25 protein-coding genes are annotated in these 17074 nt (G+C 66.2%); 20 read left to right on the top strand and 5 right to left on the bottom strand.

Features of this window, described 5'->3' with window-relative positions; genetic code table 11:
- The first annotated feature begins 124 nt into the window (after nucleotides 1-124).
- From ACUCV3_RS16075 to ACUCV3_RS16030, 10 genes are all read left to right on the top strand, one after another.
- Nucleotides 125-592 (top strand): DUF736 domain-containing protein, encoded by a 468-nt coding sequence (locus ACUCV3_RS16075; RefSeq protein ID WP_482240875.1) that lies wholly within the window; start codon nucleotides 125-127, stop codon nucleotides 590-592.
- Nucleotides 593-731: 139 nt separating this feature from the next.
- Nucleotides 732-1241 carry a hypothetical protein gene (locus ACUCV3_RS16070; RefSeq protein ID WP_482240874.1) on the top strand — a complete coding sequence of 170 codons (510 nt, stop codon included), beginning with the start codon at nucleotides 732-734 and terminating at the stop codon, nucleotides 1239-1241.
- A complete protein-coding gene (locus tag ACUCV3_RS16065) occupies nucleotides 1238-1663 on the top strand; it encodes a DUF6878 family protein (protein WP_482240873.1) in 426 nt (141 codons plus the stop codon). Before ACUCV3_RS16070 ends, ACUCV3_RS16065 begins: the two co-directional genes overlap by 4 nt.
- A gap of 3 nt (nucleotides 1664-1666) precedes the next feature.
- Entirely contained in the window at nucleotides 1667-2023 is a 357-nt protein-coding gene (locus tag ACUCV3_RS16060; RefSeq protein WP_304537284.1) for a DUF6915 family protein, read from the top strand.
- A gap of 12 nt (nucleotides 2024-2035) precedes the next feature.
- Nucleotides 2036-2734, top strand: coding sequence for a hypothetical protein (locus ACUCV3_RS16055; protein ID WP_482240872.1), 699 nt, complete (start codon nucleotides 2036-2038; stop codon nucleotides 2732-2734).
- 11 nt (nucleotides 2735-2745) lie between these two features.
- On the top strand, nucleotides 2746-3030 hold the full coding sequence (locus tag ACUCV3_RS16050; RefSeq protein WP_482240871.1) for a hypothetical protein: 285 nt from the start codon (nucleotides 2746-2748) through the stop codon (nucleotides 3028-3030).
- A 60-nt stretch (nucleotides 3031-3090) separates the two neighbouring features.
- Nucleotides 3091-3549 carry a DUF7673 family protein gene (locus ACUCV3_RS16045; protein WP_482240870.1) on the top strand — a complete coding sequence of 153 codons (459 nt, stop codon included), beginning with the start codon at nucleotides 3091-3093 and terminating at the stop codon, nucleotides 3547-3549.
- A gap of 2 nt (nucleotides 3550-3551) precedes the next feature.
- Complete coding sequence (locus tag ACUCV3_RS16040) at nucleotides 3552-3701, top strand: hypothetical protein (RefSeq protein ID WP_482240869.1); 150 nt, start codon at nucleotides 3552-3554, stop codon at nucleotides 3699-3701.
- Nucleotides 3698-3916: a hypothetical protein gene (locus ACUCV3_RS16035; RefSeq protein WP_304537280.1), complete on the top strand. Its 219-nt coding sequence runs from the start codon at nucleotides 3698-3700 to the stop codon at nucleotides 3914-3916. Before ACUCV3_RS16040 ends, ACUCV3_RS16035 begins: the two co-directional genes overlap by 4 nt.
- A 469-nt stretch (nucleotides 3917-4385) precedes the next feature.
- Nucleotides 4386-4679 carry a hypothetical protein gene (locus tag ACUCV3_RS16030; protein WP_294443870.1) on the top strand — a complete coding sequence of 98 codons (294 nt, stop codon included), beginning with the start codon at nucleotides 4386-4388 and terminating at the stop codon, nucleotides 4677-4679.
- A gap of 88 nt (nucleotides 4680-4767) precedes the next feature.
- On the opposite strand, the gene ACUCV3_RS16025 is transcribed toward ACUCV3_RS16030, so the two are convergent.
- Complete coding sequence (locus tag ACUCV3_RS16025) at nucleotides 4768-5733, bottom strand: bifunctional helix-turn-helix transcriptional regulator/GNAT family N-acetyltransferase (protein WP_482240868.1); 966 nt, start codon at nucleotides 5731-5733, stop codon at nucleotides 4768-4770.
- A 77-nt stretch (nucleotides 5734-5810) separates the two neighbouring features.
- Between ACUCV3_RS16025 and ACUCV3_RS16020 the strand changes: the two genes are divergently transcribed.
- The gene (locus ACUCV3_RS16020; RefSeq protein ID WP_482240867.1) at nucleotides 5811-6275 is read left to right on the top strand and encodes an N-acetyltransferase family protein; all 465 of its coding nucleotides are present in this window, start codon (nucleotides 5811-5813) and stop codon (nucleotides 6273-6275) included.
- 127 nt (nucleotides 6276-6402) lie between these two features.
- On the opposite strand, the gene ACUCV3_RS16015 is transcribed toward ACUCV3_RS16020, so the two are convergent.
- Both ACUCV3_RS16015 and ACUCV3_RS16010 read right to left on the bottom strand, forming a co-directional pair.
- Nucleotides 6403-6792 carry a PIN domain-containing protein gene (locus ACUCV3_RS16015; RefSeq protein WP_482240866.1) on the bottom strand — a complete coding sequence of 130 codons (390 nt, stop codon included), beginning with the start codon at nucleotides 6790-6792 and terminating at the stop codon, nucleotides 6403-6405.
- 14 nt (nucleotides 6793-6806) lie between these two features.
- Nucleotides 6807-7073, bottom strand: a complete 267-nt coding sequence (locus tag ACUCV3_RS16010) for an antitoxin (RefSeq protein ID WP_482240865.1) — start codon at nucleotides 7071-7073, stop codon at nucleotides 6807-6809.
- Nucleotides 7074-7300: 227 nt separating this feature from the next.
- Between ACUCV3_RS16010 and ACUCV3_RS16005 the strand changes: the two genes are divergently transcribed.
- From ACUCV3_RS16005 to ACUCV3_RS15980, 6 genes are all read left to right on the top strand, one after another.
- The gene (locus tag ACUCV3_RS16005; RefSeq protein ID WP_482240864.1) at nucleotides 7301-7837 is read left to right on the top strand and encodes a DUF736 domain-containing protein; all 537 of its coding nucleotides are present in this window, start codon (nucleotides 7301-7303) and stop codon (nucleotides 7835-7837) included.
- A 154-nt stretch (nucleotides 7838-7991) separates the two neighbouring features.
- Nucleotides 7992-8285 (top strand): hypothetical protein, encoded by a 294-nt coding sequence (locus ACUCV3_RS16000; protein WP_482240863.1) that lies wholly within the window; start codon nucleotides 7992-7994, stop codon nucleotides 8283-8285.
- A gap of 698 nt (nucleotides 8286-8983) precedes the next feature.
- Complete coding sequence (locus tag ACUCV3_RS15995; RefSeq protein ID WP_126849342.1) at nucleotides 8984-9319, top strand: single-stranded DNA-binding protein; 336 nt, start codon at nucleotides 8984-8986, stop codon at nucleotides 9317-9319.
- Between the two features lie 712 nt (nucleotides 9320-10031).
- Entirely contained in the window at nucleotides 10032-11009 is a 978-nt protein-coding gene (locus ACUCV3_RS15990; RefSeq protein WP_482240862.1) for a DUF2493 domain-containing protein, read from the top strand.
- Between the two features lie 219 nt (nucleotides 11010-11228).
- Nucleotides 11229-11471, top strand: coding sequence for a hypothetical protein (locus ACUCV3_RS15985; protein ID WP_482240861.1), 243 nt, complete (start codon nucleotides 11229-11231; stop codon nucleotides 11469-11471).
- 156 nt (nucleotides 11472-11627) lie between these two features.
- Nucleotides 11628-12206: a hypothetical protein gene (locus tag ACUCV3_RS15980; protein WP_482240860.1), complete on the top strand. Its 579-nt coding sequence runs from the start codon at nucleotides 11628-11630 to the stop codon at nucleotides 12204-12206.
- A 79-nt stretch (nucleotides 12207-12285) separates the two neighbouring features.
- On the opposite strand, the gene ACUCV3_RS15975 is transcribed toward ACUCV3_RS15980, so the two are convergent.
- Nucleotides 12286-12465: a hypothetical protein gene (locus tag ACUCV3_RS15975; protein ID WP_482240859.1), complete on the bottom strand. Its 180-nt coding sequence runs from the start codon at nucleotides 12463-12465 to the stop codon at nucleotides 12286-12288.
- Nucleotides 12466-13155: 690 nt separating this feature from the next.
- On the opposite strand from ACUCV3_RS15975, the gene ACUCV3_RS15970 reads away from it, so the two are divergent.
- Nucleotides 13156-13380 (top strand): hypothetical protein, encoded by a 225-nt coding sequence (locus tag ACUCV3_RS15970; RefSeq protein WP_482240858.1) that lies wholly within the window; start codon nucleotides 13156-13158, stop codon nucleotides 13378-13380.
- Nucleotides 13381-13493: 113 nt separating this feature from the next.
- Here the strand turns inward: ACUCV3_RS15970 and ACUCV3_RS15965 are convergent, their stop codons facing one another.
- Nucleotides 13494-13730 (bottom strand): hypothetical protein, encoded by a 237-nt coding sequence (locus ACUCV3_RS15965; protein ID WP_260591676.1) that lies wholly within the window; start codon nucleotides 13728-13730, stop codon nucleotides 13494-13496.
- 649 nt (nucleotides 13731-14379) lie between these two features.
- Between ACUCV3_RS15965 and ACUCV3_RS15960 the strand changes: the two genes are divergently transcribed.
- Entirely contained in the window at nucleotides 14380-14670 is a 291-nt protein-coding gene (locus ACUCV3_RS15960; protein WP_482240857.1) for a hypothetical protein, read from the top strand.
- Entirely contained in the window at nucleotides 14660-16963 is a 2304-nt protein-coding gene (locus tag ACUCV3_RS15955) for a type IV secretion system DNA-binding domain-containing protein (protein ID WP_482240856.1), read from the top strand. The genes ACUCV3_RS15960 and ACUCV3_RS15955 overlap by 11 nt, the downstream gene beginning before the upstream one ends.
- Nucleotides 16964-17074 lie beyond the last annotated feature (111 nt).

Genomic DNA, 17074 nt, shown 5'->3' with positions numbered 1-17074 from the left:
CGCCGCGCGAAGAGCGCTTGCGATGAGGGCGCTTGCGCGCCTGCCCGGCCGACGGCCGGGGAGGAGAGGGGGTGAGAGTGAGGTGTCTCGGACAAGGGGTTCGAGAGCATCAGGAGGTTTCGCCATGAACATCGGTTCCATCAAGCAGAACGACGCCGGCATCTTCATCGGCCGCGTGTCGACCCTCACCGTCGCGATGACCATCGCGCTCCGCGAGGTCCGCAGCGTCAACCCCAAGGCGCCGAAGTACGAGATCCACGCCGTCAACCCGGGCTCGCGCGAGTGGGTGCAGGTCGGCGCGCTCTTCGAGCTGACCGCCAGCGCGACCGGCGAGGCGTTCCTGAACGGCCGCATCGACGATCCCAGCCTCGCGCAGCCGCTCTACGTCTCGGCCTTCCGCCAGCAGGACGGGTCGTACAACCTCGTCTGGCAGCGCCCGCAGCGCCGCCGCGACGTCGCCGCCGCGATGGCCCCCAAGGGTGACGACGGCCTGCCGCCGTTCCCCGGCACCACCGACGACGCGCCCGCCGGCGAGACCACCGGCGCCACCGACGGCCTCGGCGAATCCACCGCCGGCGCGTTCGCCGGCTGATCCGCCACCACCGACCCCCGCCGACAGGGCTCGCTTCTCCCGAAGCGGGCCCTGTCTTCGTTTCGCCCGCCCCCTTCGACCCAGCGGCAAGGGGAGGGGGATCGGGGTCTCGGATCACGCGAACCAGTGGAGTCCGACGATGTACGACACCTACGACCTGGGCGGAACGCCCGCCAACGAACCTTGTGCGCAGCTCGGCCAGACGGACGACTTCTCCCGGCTCAACCGGCTCGAGGTCGAATGCTACCGCGCCGCGATCAACGCCCGCTTCGGGGCTCCGCCCGAGGGCTGCACGCTGGTCATCCTGACCAACCGACACGACTTCGGCACCTACTACACGCTCGGCCTGAAGGTCTGGGACGTCGCCCGCAACGACACGGTCGATGCCTATGTCGCCGAGGTGGAAGACGGCCTGGGAAGCTGGATCGAGGCCGGTTTCACCGCCCCTGTCCGCTACGATGACGGGCATAGCGCGACCGCGCCGCGCAGCCTCGACGAGGTGATCCTCGGCGCGATGATGACGACCCGGCCCGCCCCGGATGGGAGCTTCCCGCTCGCCGATTTCGCTCTGCTCAACGGCAACCTTGCCGCCGCCTATCCGCAGATCGCGGCCGAGGCGAAGGCCCGTCTCGAACAGGTGCCGGCATGAGCGACACCGCCACTATCGCGCCCGCCGCGGCCACCACCTTCGAGGCCTGCAAGCAGGCCATCTTCCCGATCCTCGCCGCCCACGGCATCGCCCGCGTGACCATCGACTACAACGGCGAGGGCGACGAGGGACAGGTCAGCGACGTCCTCGCGTTCGACGCCGCAGGCGAGCAGGTCGACCTGCCCACGGTCGACTGCGATCGCCACCAGCTCGGCTACGACGGCACGATCGCCAGCGACGTCACCGATCTCGCATCCGCGCTCGACAGCTTCGCCACGGAGGCCCTCTGCGCCCTCTACATGGGCTGGGAGGACAATGCCGGCTCCTGCGGCGAACTGGAGATCCTGACCGAACCGCGAACGGTCACGCTCACCCACAACTGGCGCATCGAAACCTTCGATACGACCGTGTCGGAGCTCTGAGCCATGTCCCACTGCTACTACCACGCGCTCAGCTCGGTGAAGCGCTGGGGCGGCAAGCCGGAGGACTACCTCCCGCTGCATACCTGGTTCGACGAGTCCAAGAAGATCATCGCCGACCCGCGCCACCGTGCGCTGCGGCACCACGCCGAAGGCATCTTCATGCTGGAGACGATCTTCGGCGTCACGATCCGCAACAGCGATGGGCGGGACGTGCCGGTTCGCCTGATCGGCGAACAGCACGTCACCGAGGACCTCGGCCGCATCCCGAGCTTCGCCGACTGGGCGCGCCAGATCCAGCCCGCGCCCTGGATGCTGCGCGGCAACCCCACCGGCTCACCCGGCCTCGAAACCTCGCACTGAGAAGCCTCTCCCATGTCCAACAACTACGCCAAGGCCAGCTTCATCCTCTCGGTACGGCCCGAAGAGGCCGAGCTGCTCCAGCTCGCGAAGGATGCGAGCGACATGCTCGAAAATCACGATGACGACGCGCTCGGCCGCCAGGAGGCGTTCGACCAGCTTGGCCCCGCCTTCGCCGCGGCCTTCCCGCCCACCGCCGACGATCCCTTCGGCGGCTTCCTCGCGCTGTTCGACGACGCCGACTTCCCCGTCTTCGACTGCCGGATCGACGTCGACGATACGCCCAACGACGCAGGCGGCATCTCCGCGTTCTTCCACGGCGACCAGGTCGGCGTCGACGCCGTCGCGCTCCTGATCTTCGCGACCTGCAAATCCGCACTGCCCTGCGGCTTTGAATACGCGCTCGATTGCGATCGCCTGCGCCCAAGCGAGTTCGGGGGCGGCTATGCCGCCATCACCGCTGCCGGCGTGACCTTCGGCAACTCGGCGCGCCAGCTCGAGCGTGCGCTCGAGCGCGACACCGAGGAGGGCACCGACGGCTTCGTGCTGACGACCCGCCACCCCGAATACGGGCTCAGCTTCTGGAACAACGAAACCGGCTTCGGACGGCTGCGCGAAGCCACCGTCTTCACCGAAGCCGAGGCCGCGACCTTCGACAAGCCGATCGCCGACGACGAGCCCGAATGGCTCGCCATGCCCGCTCCCCTGACCTGAGGACCGATCCCATGCGTTACATCGTCGCCCTATACGAGGTGGACCGTGCCTATGGCGGTCCCGAAGAAGGTGGCTGGTGGTACGACACCGGCGAGCTGCGCCGGCCCCTCGCTCTCGCGCCCACCAACGACGCCGCCGTAGCTATCGCGTCCCGGGCCAACCGGCTGCTCGACCGTCTTCAGCGGAACAAGCGCCCGGTCGACTCCGTCGCCTACGACGCCGGTCGCCACCGCTCGCTGGTCTTCACCACGACGGCACCGCCCTCCTATCCCGCGGAGCGCCCCCGCTTCTGCTGACGCAGTTGCGGGTCGCGCCGCCCCGATTTCGCAGATACACTCCTGGCGAGGGGAACCGACATGCCACAACCGACCGCGATCAATCCCGAGGAACGCGCAGAAGCCGAGAATGCTGCCCGCGAACTCCTCCGCGACCTGGTCGGCCCCGACTATTCGGACACCACGCTGCGCGTGTGTGCCGATCATTTCCTGAGCTTCCGCCGGCATCCGAAGACGCACGCCAAGCAACCACCCGTCGCGGCGCTCGACCGGCTTTTCGCCCTCGCCAAGTCGGACACCGGCCAGTCCGCCCGCGTGGCCAATTTCCTCCTCGCATGGTGGAACGGCACCGATCTCGGCCATTTCCCGATCGCGGACCTGTTCGGACTCGACCGATCGGTCGCCGACGACATCACCAGCGTCGTTCGATACCTCGGGCGTCACCCGGGGGCGATCTACGCTGACAGCCTCGGCTATCGAGGCGACGTGATGGATCTTCTCCACCGCTGGCGCGGCATCGGCAGCGAGGACGCTGCCTGACCATGATGATCGACTTCGAGGATCGTGCCCCGGCCGGACCGCTCTCGCCCTCCGCTCGCACGTTCATCGCGGCAATCGGCCTGCTCACAGCCTATGGCTGGTTCGCCAATGGCGCCGCGATCTGGCACCTGATCGCGGGCCTGTTCGCGTGACGACGAAGTCGGTCATCGACACCAGCCTCGGCAAGGTCTGGGTGACGCACTTCGACAATGGCGATGCCGCGCTCTGGTGGCCCGACCGCGCCCGCGTCGGTCCTGCCGTCGTCGAGATCATCGACGGCCGAGCCGCCTGGAAGCCGAAATACAGCAACTGGATCGTGCCCGCGGTCCATGCCGAGACGCTGATCGCCGAGATCGGCGACCTGTAGAGCCAAAAAATGGTGTCGGCGCATCCCGCCCTGCGCTGAAGCTCCGGACGGGACCGCGGCTCTACTCGGCTTCGCCGACCGGAGCCCCGCGAGCGGGTCTCCGCCCTGACGGGTGACGATCCACTTGCGAAAAGGACCGACGCCCTGGCAGGAGCGCCGGTCCCCATCGAAGGGCATGCCGTACAAACCCGTGAAGGACGGATCGGTTCGAGCCCGGAGCGGACAGTTAACAGAAATCGGGTTTCCATTCACCTAACCAGGGACGGGTGGATGGTTCTCGCTGGTCCGCCCACCGTGACATGCGCCGCCTGGCGGCCGTCAAGGATCGGCGGTGCCCCCAATTTCGCGCCGCTAACGCGATCACGAAATCGGCTCCCCCACCGCCCGCTCCGCGGCGCCGGGAACGGCGTCCCCGACTGCCTTGCGGCACATGCCCGGGCGGAACCGCCATCAAACAATGGAGGTTCACATGGCTGGCTTTCAAATCACTTTCTTTCGCGCCGCGCTGAAGGCGGGTATCACTCCCGACGAGGCACAACACCTTAGCGAAGTCACGGAGGACTTCATCGTGAGGACAGTCGATACCGCGAACCGCGACCTCGTGGCGCAGCTCAAGACGATGAACGGCAAGCTCGACAACATCGACGGCAAGTTCGAGAACCGCATCACGCTCAGCCGGGTCCAGCTGGCCGCAATTCTCGGAATCGCCGCGATCGGCGGGACGGTCGGTCCGCTGGCGCTCAAGATGATCGGCCTCGGCTGATCCAAGGGGACCGCGGCCCCCTTTATTTCTCGCACCGGCAGGGCGGTTGCTTACCCGCTCCCCTGCGAGCATCCCGAACCGGCAGTGATCAGACCACGACACCCTTACCCCGGCCATAGCGCATCGCAACGTCGCACCTAGCGTAGCGTGCGCCATAGTCTGCCATGATGTCTTGATCGTGTTGGAAGCCCAGCTTCTCGTAAAGGTGGATCGCGGCCCCGCAGCGGCTGTTCGTCAATAGGTAAAGAGGGTCGGCCCCGAGCGCGAGCGCCCTGTGTATAACGGCGTTTAACAGAAACTCACCAGCCTTAACCCCTCGGGCGGCCTTGCGGACACCCATTTTGGTCAACTCGAAGCCGGTCGCGCTAGTCTTCTGAAGCGCGCACGTTCCAATGATTCCCATCCCTGCGGCTTCGACAAACAGTACAACGCCCCCCGCGCCGATAATGCTGGTGCGGGGATTCTCCAACGTCTGCCGATCCGTCGCTTCCATGCGGAACATATCAGAGATCCATTCGGCGTTGATGTCGTAGAACTCTCTAGCGAGATCGTCCGAATACTCGCGGATAGATAATACCTCGGGCTGGGCCTGAGCCGCCAGTTGATCAAGCGGGGTTGCCGCTAGCGCGTCTTCGACGTCGGCGATGATCGTCAGAAGTTCGTCGGATCGTCCTGCCAGCAGCTTGTCGACCGCCTCGCTGACTTGAGGCCAGACGAACAGCTTGGCGCGGACGATTGCGGCAGCACCATCGTCAGTGAGCGAGATTGTCCGATGTCGCTGGTCGCTGCCCGTTTCAGCCCTCACTAGGCCCAACTCCGCCAGCTGGGCGACACCTCGAGTTACTCCCGGCTGGCTGATGCCTACCGCTTGAACAAGCTGGCCGATCGTCTGGGGCCGGTCGTCCAAGGCAACAAGCAGGGGCATGTGGGCGGGCTGCACTTCCAGTCCGGCCGCAGTGATGACCCGCGCTGCGCCGGCTTGCATCCGCTCTCCCAATCGCTTGAGCCGACTTCCCAAGAAGCCCGCGCCCATGTCGCGGATCACGTCGCTCATGCTTAACTCCATAGCTTGATATATACCGGGCTATATACTAAACCAAGGAGGTGTGAAGCGGGAAAGGAGACCTGGATATGACGACCATCAGGCGGGCAAGGTTTCCCACCGACAATGCGGCGGTTCTCGGCATCTGGCGTGATTTCATCAACAACTCTCCAGTGAATCTCGACTATCAGAACAATGAGGCGGAGTTCGCAACCTTCACCGAAAAGTATGCTGCTCCCAAGGGATGCGTTCTACTCGCAGAGACAGACGACGTGATCGAGGGGTGTGTCGCCATGCGGCAAGTCACGCCGACTATCTGTGAAATGAAACGGTTGTACGTCCGCCCCGAGGCTCGTGGTAAGCACCTTGGCCGCGAGCTTGCGGAGCGACTGATCGCAGAGGCTCGCGCCGTTGGCTATCGTGAGATGCGGCTCGACGTCCAGGCTAAGTTCCTTGCCGCTCGTCAGCTATATGCAGATCTCGGCTTCATTCCGGCTGAACCCATTTCGTTCAATCCAGTCCCCGGAGCTTCGTTTCTAGGTCTGCACCTCTAAACCGACCGAGGGGCGGTCTTCCAACCACCGTCAGATTGGCATCGCCAGTGGCAAGCTGTAGCTCCAAGCCAGACTGGTCGGAGATGACACACTGCCGTGCCGTCTCCGATCTCCCACGATGGTACGTTCAGATTAGCCAGTTCTCGACCTCAAGGCCCCGGATGCGTCGAAACTCGCCCTCGTTGGCGGTCACGAGCGTCGCGCCGATCGTGACCGCATGTGCGCCGATGAGCAGATCGTTCGGACCGATCGTCTTGCCCTCTGCCTCCAGCTCAGCCCTTAGACCGCCATATTCCGCGTCGACCGGCACCTCGAGCGGGATTATCTCCAGCCCTTCGAGGATCGCCTCGACCTGAGCGAGCAGCTTGGACGACCCCTTCTTCGCGCAGCCATAACGCAGCTCCGCCGCGGTGATGATGCTGACGCAAAGCCCTGCACCGTCGAGTTCGACAACTTTGCGGAACACGCGTCCCTGAGGATCGCGCACCATGTCCGATACGATGTTCGTGTCGAGCATGTATCGTTTGGCGGTCACAGATCGACGCTTCGGAGCGATCCCAGGCCTTTGTCGATATCGTCGGGAAACTGATCCTCCGGCCCGAGCGGGGATAGAGATCGCAAGATCGTGGCGAGATCGGCCTTGGGCTCGGGCTCGATGATGAGCTTATCGCCCACTTTGTGAATAAGGACCGAGGTTCCGGGCAATTCGAACTCGGCCGGAATCCTCACCGCCTGACTACGATTGTTGCGGAACAGCTTCGCTGCGCGCGCGCCGGTCGCCGGCATTGCCTGAGCCATGGCCCATCTCCTTGGATATGCCATGTATATGCCAGCGCACGTCCATCCGTGCAACTACAAAGGCCGGCCAATCGACCCCCTGACCCTCTGGAGCGACGACCATCGCCGCGCGAAGAGCGCTTGCGATGAGGGCGCTTGCGCGCCTGCCCGGCCGACGGCCGGGGAGGAGAGGGGGTGAGAGTGAGGTGTCTCGGACAAGGGGTTCGAGAGCATCAGGAGGTTTCGCCATGAACATCGGTTCCATCAAGCAGAACGACGCCGGCATCTTCATCGGCCGCGTGTCGACCCTCACCGTCGCGATGACCATCGCGCTCCGCGAGGTCCGCAGCGCCAACCCCAAGGCGCCGAAGTACGAGATCCACGCCGTCAACCCGGGCTCGCGCGAGTGGGTGCAGGTCGGCGCGCTCTTCGAGCTGACCGCCAGCGCGACCGGCGAGGCGTTCCTGAACGGCCGCATCGACGATCCGAGCCTCGCGCAGCCGCTCTACGTCTCGGCCTTCCGCCAGCAGGACGGGTCGTACAACCTCGTCTGGCAGCGCCCGCAGCGCCGCCGCGACGTCGCCGCCGCGATGGCGCCCAAGGGTGACGACGGCCTGCCGCCGTTCCCCGGCACCACCGACGACGCGCCCGCCGGCGAGACCACCGGCGCCACCGACGGCCTCGGCGAATCCACCGCCGGCACCGGCTTCGGCGACACGCCGGAGACGCCCGCCAAGGGCGGTCGCCGCCGCGCCGCGCAGCCGGCCGAGCCCGAGACGGTCTGACCGACCGGCCGGGGTGCCTCCCATCCCGGTTCTCTCCTGCCCACCGCGCGTCCAAGCCCCCGCGCGCGGACCTGCAGGGCTCGCTTCGCTCACCCCGGCGAGGCGGGCCCTGTCTTTGTTCGCCCTTACGGGCTCACCGACAGGAGCCGCCGCCATGCCTCTCTCCCTCGATCAGCACCTCGCCACGGCCGAACGGGATTACGCCGCGCTCGCCCGCTTCGCGGATCGGCGCGAGCGCTTCCTCGACGCCCTCGACTGGACCGCTCTCGACGAACAGTTCGCGCGCGAGGCGGCGATGACCGACGACCTCATCAACGACGACCTGGCGAGCCTCTGGCTCTACATCGACCAACTCAGCCGCTGGTCCGCCGATGCAGGCCCTGCCGCCACGGGGCCGGCACAGTTTCTGCGCATCAGCCGCCCTTTCCGGGACTACACGCCGCATTGACCGGCGCATCCCACCGCGCTTCGCGATGCTCAGCGCGGACGGGACCGGGGCTCTAGTCGGCCTTGCCGACCGGAACCCCGCAAGCGGGTTTCCGCCCATGCGGGTGACGATCCCCTTGCGGAAGGGACGCTCGCCAGTGCGATCGGGTCGGCTCTGCCACCCCGCGGTCAGGACCGACCCGAGCGCACGTCACGCAGCACGCGACCGACACCGCCATCGCCACTTCGCGAGCGCCGCCCTCGACGACAGCGCCCCTCACGATTGCCGGCATTCGCCGGCGGGCCGCGCCGCGACCCGAGTGGCCCCCGACCTCCCTCGCGGCCGATCGCGGCTCTGTAGGCCTTGCCCTGTCTCGCAGGGGTCCGCCGCGCAGATGGCAATGCTGACGCTGCCCACGATGCGCTGATCGTCCTGGGGACTCTTGGCGAGAGAACCGCCCTGGTCGGTCCACATGCCCATTCCAGCCTCTTTTGAGGTGCCGGCGAAGCCACCCCGCCTCGCAGTGCCACCTGCGGCGACCGGGACCGCATCGCAACCCCCTCCGCGAGCCCGTGTTGCCGCGCCTTCGGCGCGCCTGCCCGCGCCAGCTCGCTCCAGGGGTTCTCCGCGCGGGCTGCGCCCGCGCGGTGCGACGCGATCCCGGCCGCCGCTCATCAGTGGCACCGGCGGGGAGGCCGCCGGCACCCAAGGAGGCTTGCATGAACAACGTGAACCTGGTCGGCCGTATTGCCAAGGACCCCACGACGCGCACCGCGGGCAACACCAGCATCACCACCATCATCGTCGCGACGGACCGCCCGAAGCTCGACAAGGAGGGCAAGACCTACAAGGATCCGCAGACCGGCTTCACCGCGAAGGAGGTGGAGTTCCACAAGGTCACGACCTTCAACGGCCTCGCCAAGGCGATCGCCGCCAACCGCCAGAAGGGCGACCTGGTCGCCGTCGAGGGGCGACTCCACTATACGAAGTGGCAGGACAACGGCGTCGACCGCTACGGCTGCGAGATCATCGCGGACCGGGTCGAGTTCTACTGACCAGCGGGGCGGCGCAAGCCGCCCCTTTTCGCTTGCTCGCGCCCTTGGACACCAACTCCAGACGAGCTGCGCCTGAACTTTCCACCACCTTCGATCGACCGAACCATGCAACGCATCGGCCCGGGGTTGAAAGGAGAGGGGGACCGGAGCCTTCCGAGGCTGCCAGGTCGAGGAGAGAGTGGCCGGAGAGAAGGTGTTGCGGCGCATCCCGGCCAAGCCGGGACCGGGGCTCTAGTCGGCTGCGCCGACCGGAACCCCGCAGGCGGGTTTCCGCCCATTCGGGTAACGATCCCCTTGCGGGGGACAAGCGACTGACACCCCGCTCGCCGTCTGGCGGCGATCGGTCATCGCGGTCCACTGCCAACCGCATCCGACGACGCCATCGTGGCACCGGCCGCTCGCGCGGCCGGGTCCTCTGGGCAGTCGTCGTACTACACCTCAAACCAATAACTCTCTCTCTGACCTCCTAGTTTGGCATCCGGGGATTCAGGCCGGTCAAGGATGCGCGGTTCCCCCAATTTTCACGCGGCCGACCCTACGGGCCGACCACGAGAAAATCGGCTCCCCCACGCCCCGCTTCGCGGCGTTAACCGGGGTCCGGCGAGCACGAGGCTTGCCGGCTTCCCGGTTAACGTCCCTGACCGACCTGACCACCGAATGCCGGGGGAGGAGCCTCATCAAGACGATGAGAACATCAACCTTGGAGGCTCAAATGACCACTTTCACGAACTTCGCCGACCTCGCCAGCTTCGTTGCCGACGAGCGCCGCAACGACACCCTGACGCAGACCTACGAGGGTGCGTTCATCGAACACAGCGAGATGGCCAAGCTCAGCGTCGTCGACGCGCCGGAGCAGCTGGACATGCCCGATCCGGAGCAGGTGCGAGCCGCTGTCGAAATGATGATGGCGACGATGTTCGACGTGCTGCGCGACACTCGGATGGAGCCCTTCGCGGCAGACCTCGCGTGGGGCTTCGCGAACAGCTTCCACGTCGTTGCGAAGCGCATAGAGGGACGCGAGGACGACGCGGCGAACAAGCTGCGGGAACTCGCCCGCGCCTTCGACCCCAGCGAGATCTACGCAACCGAGCTGGAGGACACCCAGACGCTCTGCCAGACGCTGCAGGGTTGCCGGGAAGCGATGGAGTGCATGCGCGACCATGCCGCCGAGGTGTACCGCGTTGAAACCGGCAAGCCCTTCTCTCCGGTCCGTGGCAGCCGGGTCTCAAGCGGCCTGACCGCCTCGATGATCGACGCGCGGGATTACCTCGCCGCACGCAGCCGGGAACGCCGGGAGCAGTTCGCGCCCGAGGGTCCGGTGGTTGCCTTCTCCGGAGGCCAGAAGGATTGGAACGACGCCGACCTGCTCTACAAGGGTCTCGACAAGATCAAGGCGCGCATCCCGGAGATGATCCTGGCGACCACCGCGCAGTCCAAGGGTGCCGACGCCATCGCGCACGCCTGGGCCGCATCGCGGGGCGTGAAGGTCATCAAGTTCATGCTGGACCGCAGCGCCGGGAACAAGGCCGCCTTCATCCGCAACGAGCGCATCCTCGGGCTGAAGCCGGTTGAAGCCGTCGTCTGCGAGGGCACGGGCATCCAGGCGAACCTCGCACAGAAGCTGCGTCAGGCCGGGGTGCCGCTGCACGTCGTCCGTCTCGCGCATCAGACCACCGCCAAGCGCGCCTGAGCGCTTCGGGAGAGGCGCCGGCTTCGGCCGGCGTCTCTCCTTCCTCTTCTGTCGTGCCAATGCGGCGCTCCGGGGCATCGAGCCCCATCGCGCCGCTTGGGACTGAGCTGCCGCTCGCATTCCAGATCGCCCGCCTCGCTCGCGTCGCAACAGGCCTTCGCCTGTCGCTCGCTACGCCTCGCCGGCGACCCTCATCTCACCGAACGGAGATCCGCCGTCATGACGATCCAGACCGTCCACCAGTCGCTGTCGTTCGACACGATCATCACCAGTCACCCGCACCGCCTCAGCGCCGAAGCGCATATGATCAAGGTGCTGCGCGAATATGGCGACTGGCTGCAGGACGCTGCCGTCGATGCGGCTCGTGCGGGCAAGCCCGCCCTCGTCCGCGACGACGGCGACAGCGAGATCATCGAGATACGCGACGACGCCCCGGACGCACCGACGAACCAGCAAGGCTGACCCGCCGACGTGCGTGCTCGCTCGCGTCGCGGCAACCCCGTTCGGGTTGCCAGCTTGGCTGACGCCTCCACGCCCGCCGGCCCCCACGCAGAGCGACGTCCCGGGCAGCAAAGGAGAGGGGGATCGAGGGATGTGTCGAACCAAAGGAGGCAAGAGATGTCCATCGTGTTTCGCATTGCCACTGCCGCCGATGATCGTGACGGTCCGACCGCCACCATCAATGCCCGCCAGCTCGCCGCCTTCCGCTCCTTGCTTCGCGCGGAGGGAAGCCGGCTCGGCCTCGCGCTGATCGATCCCGACGATGACGAGGAGCGGCCTCTCGCCTACAGCTTCGAGGCCCGCGTCTGCCCGCTGGCTCTCGCCAGCATGGCGCGCGTCTTCGACTTCGCGACGGATGCGATCGCCGTCCTCGACGAGGCGCAGTTCCGCAACCGGCGCGTCTCCTTCTACCGCAGCCGGCCGGATGGTCCGGTCGCGATGCGACCGTCCATCACGTCCGACCTCGGCGTCGAAATGGACCTCGCTACCGGCAACGCCTGCGCCCTGCTGGAGAGCCTCGGGCTGCGACCCGATAGCGTCGGCGAAATGCCCGTGGACGAGCTACGCAAGCGGCTCGAAAACCCCGCTGTCCGACGCCGGATGCGGGAGCAGAATGTCGACCAATACGCCGACCGCCTGGCGCACCTGATCGCCACCGCGGAGACGGATGACAGCTCGCGGTTCGAGTGGGCCTGAGCCTCCCTCACTCCACCCGCGGAGGGGCGCTACGCCTGACGGCGTGGCGCCCCTTTTTCATGCCAGCAGGGCTTGAGTTCTAGTGAGGCGCCGTGTTCCGCAAAGGCGACTTCAGCAATGCCTCGATCGAGCGTTGGAGATGGAGCAGCGCTTCCTGCTCCCCAACCGTCGTCAGATACTCCTCCGTCTGACGCATCAAGGCCAACGCGAGCACCCGCGTTGTATCGGCATCCCCTCCGGTCACGGTCATGAAGCTCATCCGAAGCGCCACCCCCCGAGGAAGCCGCCTGGATCGCTTCTCGCCAATCAGCTCCCGCGCCAGGCGCGGGAGCCGGGGCTGGTAACACGTCGAGACATGCGCCTACGCTTTTAGTGCCGGGGCACCTGGACATATGCGCAGGCACCCCGGCGTGGAAACCACACCGACGTGCCTTTCTCGACGGGATTACCAGTCCCGGCGCCACAGCCTTCGCGGCGCAACACGCGGACTAACACAGACCTAAGACGGCACCAAGACGCTGTCGGCGGCCGGGGGCGCGCGCAGTGGGCAAAAACAGGAACAAGACGAACGCTGGCGCGATGGCGCTACGGGGAAAGTCCCGCCGCCAGCTCCCATTACAGCAGCCCTTGAAACGTAGGCTGCCGTCCGGCCCGGCTCGCTCGCTTTCGCACGGCCCCTCCGGGCCGCACGGCGCTACGCATCGGCCGGGCCGGAGGGTAAATGTCTCTCACTGACGTCCAATTCTGTCAGGCGTCCGAGACCGCCTCAAGGATCGACGGTCCCCCCAATTTTGCCGCGGCCGCCGCTCCGCTGCGCTCCACGGCAACCACGACAAAATCGGCACCCCCGTCGCCCGCTTCGCGGCCGCCGGCGATGCCGGCGGTCCTTGACCCGATCTCGGACGCCCGACGCCCGCTCCGCTGTCACTCAAGACAGCAGGAGGCTCCCATGCAGATCATCTCGACTTTCATCGCCACCGAGCAGACCGCCTATCTCGCCGCGGTCGCCTGCGCGGAGCGCCGCGCCCTCCACAGCTTCTTCGACCAGCATGTCATCGAAGACGACATCGACGGGTTCATCGCCATCGACGAGGGGGACTACGACGCCCTCCCGATGGGGGTTATCGACCGCGTGGTTCACACGGTCCCGGGCGGCATGTCCGACGAGTTCTGAACGACAGGGAGGGGCGGCAACGCCTCTCCCTATTTTTCTGTCGAGCCACACGGGCATGAGGGGCATCGAGCCCCCCATGCCCGTGCCGCGACTGAAGTCGCGGCAGACCGGCGTCACGCCGCGAGCCGCTTCTCGACTTCCTCGATTCCGAGCGACTTGATCCGCCCGGCCAGAGCCTCGAGACGCCTGCTCTCCAGCTTCAACAACCCGGTCTTCTCGACCGACTTGATCGCCTCGTCCCGAGCCCGTTTGACGAGCTGCGCCTTCTTGCTTGCAAGACGCCGCTCCTCCTCCCGGAGGGACTCCATTTCCTCTTCAATTGTACGCGCCATGATGGCCTCGCTGTTCATAGCTGATCGGGCTGCGAACCATGCCGTTGTAGCGGTTCGGGAGCAGGTTCGGAAGAAGGCGATTGCGGGCGGCTCGGCGGTCCCTCCGGGTCCGCCGACCGGGCTCTACTCGCGGGCCTATGGCCCGCTCACGAAGCCGTCGCTTTGCGCCGTCTTCGCCCTCCGGGTAACGATCCCTGCCGTGCCGATCCCGTCGCTTAGGCTCCGGGCTTGATGAGCGCGCTTGGTCTGTCGACCAGGCGCGCCGGACGGGATCACTCCGTCCCCGTAGCCGCGGCCGGAATCACGGCCGAGACCCTTCCGCCCGCAGGGCGGACGATGCCCAGCCGGACTCCAAAACGACCCCCATGAATGGACGACCGACACGACCCAGGACCAACTGATCAGTCCTAGATAGAATGCACACCCTTGCACCTGACGGTGCTAGTTTCCCCAATGATTACAGCACGATAGTAAGGCTGGGGGGCGTCTGACAACGTCTGACGACTTGGCGCCGGGTCAAAAACCGTTTGGTTACAACAGCTTAGGCGTCTGACAGCGTCTGACGGCTTCCGGCGTGTAGCGATTTCCTTTGCGACAATCCACGCGATCCGGTATACGTCGTGTCGCTTTCTTAAGTCCCCACCAGCCTCCCTGCTAGGAGGTTGGTTTGTCAGACACCAAACGTCGTTTCATGGTCCGCTTCGAGCAGGGCCTGTTCGACCGCATCGAAGCCCTCGCTGACAAGCGGAACTGCAAGCCCTCGGACGTGATCCGAGCGGCCGTCGTCGCCTACGTGGCGGACTCCGCACTCGACGCCACCAGTCACCGCCGGCTCGCCCGGATCAGCGAGTTTCTACAGCTCGCCGTCGACGTGATGATCAGCGAGCAATATCCCGAATATCGCGAGCGGATCATCGCCAACACGGACAAGCGCCTGGAGCAGTACCATGGCGCGTAGCGACATCCGCACTGACGGGCGGGCGATACCCCTCCATCACCATTCCGCCAGGGGCAAGGTCCACCGCAACGCGGGCAACTTCACCCGCGGCAGTCAGCTGCTCACCCACGAACTTCTCATGTGGTTCTCGGGCGCGAAAATGCCCGTCGTCCTGTGGTTCTTCGCCTTCGCCGCAGCATGGTTCATCATCATGTCGCTGAAGCTGGACGAACACGGCTTCCAGCTCATCTGCATGAAGCTCTACGCGATGCTCTGGGACTGGGTCGGCTTCGACCCGACCAAGAAGGTCAACGTCACCCTACCGACCGGCGAGATCCGCCACACCATCATGGCGGTCGTGCAGGAGATTCCCGACGTCCAGCGAGCATGGAGCGTGGCGATGCGCGGGCTCCTCGGAGCCTTCCTGGTCAGCATCTTCCTGACCATCCCGCTCACGATCTGGTTCGTCGATATTTCACGCCGCCGCGGCAAGTCGATCCTGCAGGAGCGGCACGAACGCGGAGCCATGCTGGTCGAGCGCGACGTGCTCCTCGCCGAGGTGTCCCAGCACAACTACGCGGCGTTCGAGAAGGAAGCCCGCGAGTGCTTCCCCGACGTGTCGCCCAAGCGGGTGCTGCAGCTCCCGTTCGCCGAGCGGAAGGCCGCCGGAATCCACCATCCCTACACGCTGGCCGGCATCCCGTTTCCGCATCGAATGGAGCAGTCCCATACGATGCTGATCGGCACAACCGGCTCGGGCAAGACGACCGAGCTGCGCGCGCTCGTGAAGCAGATGCGCGAGCGCCAGGACAGCGCCGTGATCTTTGACCTGACCGGCGCCTACGTCGAGGCGTTCTTCGACCCGAAACGCGATACGATCCTGAACCCGATGGACCGCCGCTGCCCGGCCTGGTCGATCTTCGCCGATTGCCAGACCCACAGCGAGTTCACCGCCGCCGCCGCTGCCCTGATCCCGTCTGACGGCGGCTCCTCCGAACCCTTCTGGGCGCTAGCCGCCCGCACCCTCTTCATCGAGATGTGCGTCAAGCTGATCGAGAAGGGCGAGACCACCAATCTCGCGCTCTCCGAACACCTGATGACCGCCGATCTGAAGCGCGTCCACCGCTACCTGCAGAACACCATCGCCGACCCCCTGACGGCTCCGGAAGCGGCCCGCATGGCGGAGTCGATCCGAGCCGTCTTCAACACCAACGCACAGGTCCTCCGCTTCCTTCCCGACGAGGGTCCCCGCTTCTCCATCCGTGAATGGATCACCGGCGAAAAGAAGCCCGGTTCGATCCTGTTCATCACGTCAAATTACGTCGACCTGCCGATGAACCGAGCGCTCCTGACGCTCTGGATGGACCTCGCCATCAACCGGCTGATGACCATGCCCCGCACCCGCTCACTGCGGACCTGGTTCATGTTCGACGAGCTCGGCGCGTTGCACCGCCTGCCCGCGATCGAGAACGGCCTTCAGACCGCCCGCGCCTTCGGCGGCGCGATGATCCTCGGCATCCATAGCTTCGAGAAGCTGGTCGAGGTTTACGGCGAGCAGGGCGCCCGCAATCTCGCCTCGCTCGCCCGCTCCAAGCTCATCCTCGCCACCGCCGATCTCGACACCGCCGAGCAGTGCGCCCGCTACATCGGAAACCGCGAAGTGCGACAGATGGATGAGGCCTACAGCTACGGCTACAACAACACCCGCGACGCCTCGACGCTGACCCCACGCAAGCAGGTCGAACCGCTCGTGATCGCCGACGACATCACGAACCTCCCGTCGATGAACGGCTTCGTGAAGTTCCCCGACGGCTTCCCCGCTACCCGCATCAAGCTCGTCTGGAAAGACTATCCTCAGATCGCCGAGGGCTTCCTCGCGCGGCCCGACATGGCCCCGGTTCGGTCTAAGCGCGGAGAAGGGGTGTTCGACGAGGAGGAGGGGCAAGAAGCCGGCGGGCGGGATGGCGCTAGCCAAGTGATCGAGGAGGCCGCCGATCCCAACATCGCGAAGGACATGGCCGCCCGCATCCTGACCTCGGACGTCGAGGAAGAGAAGGAAGGCACGGTCGCCCGTACCCGCGACAACAACAGCGATCGCAACGAGGGCGACACCCCGCGCGAGCATGCCGCCGACAAGGCGCAGGCTGCCCGGTCCGGTCCCGAACAGGAGACCGCTCAATCCCGCGATCGTGACGATCGGCGCGACGGCCGCAGTCACCAGACCACGGCCCAGGTCGAGGATCAGACCATCGTCGAGCTGCGGCAGGATTTCTCCATCGGCCGCGACGACGGCGACATGGGAATGGGGATCTAGGCCGGTGCTGCTCGTTCCCTCGATCCGTCGCATCGGCCCCGCTCCCGTTTCCGCTTCGGGCCGCACCCATCCGGCCGGGCTGCAACGCCCCATCAGCGCGCGGGGAGGGCG

The organism is Sphingobium sp. VMM (genome assembly GCF_056790315.1).
This window is presented reverse-complemented; position numbering and strand designations above follow the sequence as displayed.

Excerpts from the sequence above, each read along its gene's own strand:
- ACUCV3_RS16075 (WP_482240875.1), top strand. The coding sequence starts at position 125 with ATGAACATCGGTTCCATCAAGCAGAACGACGCCGGCATCTTCATCGGC.
- ACUCV3_RS16070 (WP_482240874.1), top strand. The coding sequence starts at position 732 with ATGTACGACACCTACGACCTGGGCGGAACGCCCGCCAACGAACCTTGT.
- ACUCV3_RS16065 (WP_482240873.1), top strand. The coding sequence starts at position 1,238 with ATGAGCGACACCGCCACTATCGCGCCCGCCGCGGCCACCACCTTCGAG.
- ACUCV3_RS16060 (WP_304537284.1), top strand. The coding sequence starts at position 1,667 with ATGTCCCACTGCTACTACCACGCGCTCAGCTCGGTGAAGCGCTGGGGC.
- ACUCV3_RS16055 (WP_482240872.1), top strand. The coding sequence starts at position 2,036 with ATGTCCAACAACTACGCCAAGGCCAGCTTCATCCTCTCGGTACGGCCC.
- ACUCV3_RS16050 (WP_482240871.1), top strand. The coding sequence starts at position 2,746 with ATGCGTTACATCGTCGCCCTATACGAGGTGGACCGTGCCTATGGCGGT.
- ACUCV3_RS16045 (WP_482240870.1), top strand. The coding sequence starts at position 3,091 with ATGCCACAACCGACCGCGATCAATCCCGAGGAACGCGCAGAAGCCGAG.
- ACUCV3_RS16040 (WP_482240869.1), top strand. The coding sequence starts at position 3,552 with ATGATGATCGACTTCGAGGATCGTGCCCCGGCCGGACCGCTCTCGCCC.
- ACUCV3_RS16030 (WP_294443870.1), top strand. The coding sequence starts at position 4,386 with ATGGCTGGCTTTCAAATCACTTTCTTTCGCGCCGCGCTGAAGGCGGGT.
- ACUCV3_RS16025 (WP_482240868.1), bottom strand. The coding sequence starts at position 5,733 with ATGAGCGACGTGATCCGCGACATGGGCGCGGGCTTCTTGGGAAGTCGG.
- ACUCV3_RS16020 (WP_482240867.1), top strand. The coding sequence starts at position 5,811 with ATGACGACCATCAGGCGGGCAAGGTTTCCCACCGACAATGCGGCGGTT.
- ACUCV3_RS16015 (WP_482240866.1), bottom strand. The coding sequence starts at position 6,792 with ATGCTCGACACGAACATCGTATCGGACATGGTGCGCGATCCTCAGGGA.
- ACUCV3_RS16010 (WP_482240865.1), bottom strand. The coding sequence starts at position 7,073 with ATGGCTCAGGCAATGCCGGCGACCGGCGCGCGCGCAGCGAAGCTGTTC.
- ACUCV3_RS16005 (WP_482240864.1), top strand. The coding sequence starts at position 7,301 with ATGAACATCGGTTCCATCAAGCAGAACGACGCCGGCATCTTCATCGGC.
- ACUCV3_RS16000 (WP_482240863.1), top strand. The coding sequence starts at position 7,992 with ATGCCTCTCTCCCTCGATCAGCACCTCGCCACGGCCGAACGGGATTAC.
- ACUCV3_RS15995 (WP_126849342.1), top strand. The coding sequence starts at position 8,984 with ATGAACAACGTGAACCTGGTCGGCCGTATTGCCAAGGACCCCACGACG.
- ACUCV3_RS15990 (WP_482240862.1), top strand. The coding sequence starts at position 10,032 with ATGACCACTTTCACGAACTTCGCCGACCTCGCCAGCTTCGTTGCCGAC.
- ACUCV3_RS15985 (WP_482240861.1), top strand. The coding sequence starts at position 11,229 with ATGACGATCCAGACCGTCCACCAGTCGCTGTCGTTCGACACGATCATC.
- ACUCV3_RS15980 (WP_482240860.1), top strand. The coding sequence starts at position 11,628 with ATGTCCATCGTGTTTCGCATTGCCACTGCCGCCGATGATCGTGACGGT.
- ACUCV3_RS15975 (WP_482240859.1), bottom strand. The coding sequence starts at position 12,465 with ATGAGCTTCATGACCGTGACCGGAGGGGATGCCGATACAACGCGGGTG.
- ACUCV3_RS15970 (WP_482240858.1), top strand. The coding sequence starts at position 13,156 with ATGCAGATCATCTCGACTTTCATCGCCACCGAGCAGACCGCCTATCTC.
- ACUCV3_RS15965 (WP_260591676.1), bottom strand. The coding sequence starts at position 13,730 with ATGAACAGCGAGGCCATCATGGCGCGTACAATTGAAGAGGAAATGGAG.
- ACUCV3_RS15955 (WP_482240856.1), top strand. The coding sequence starts at position 14,660 with ATGGCGCGTAGCGACATCCGCACTGACGGGCGGGCGATACCCCTCCAT.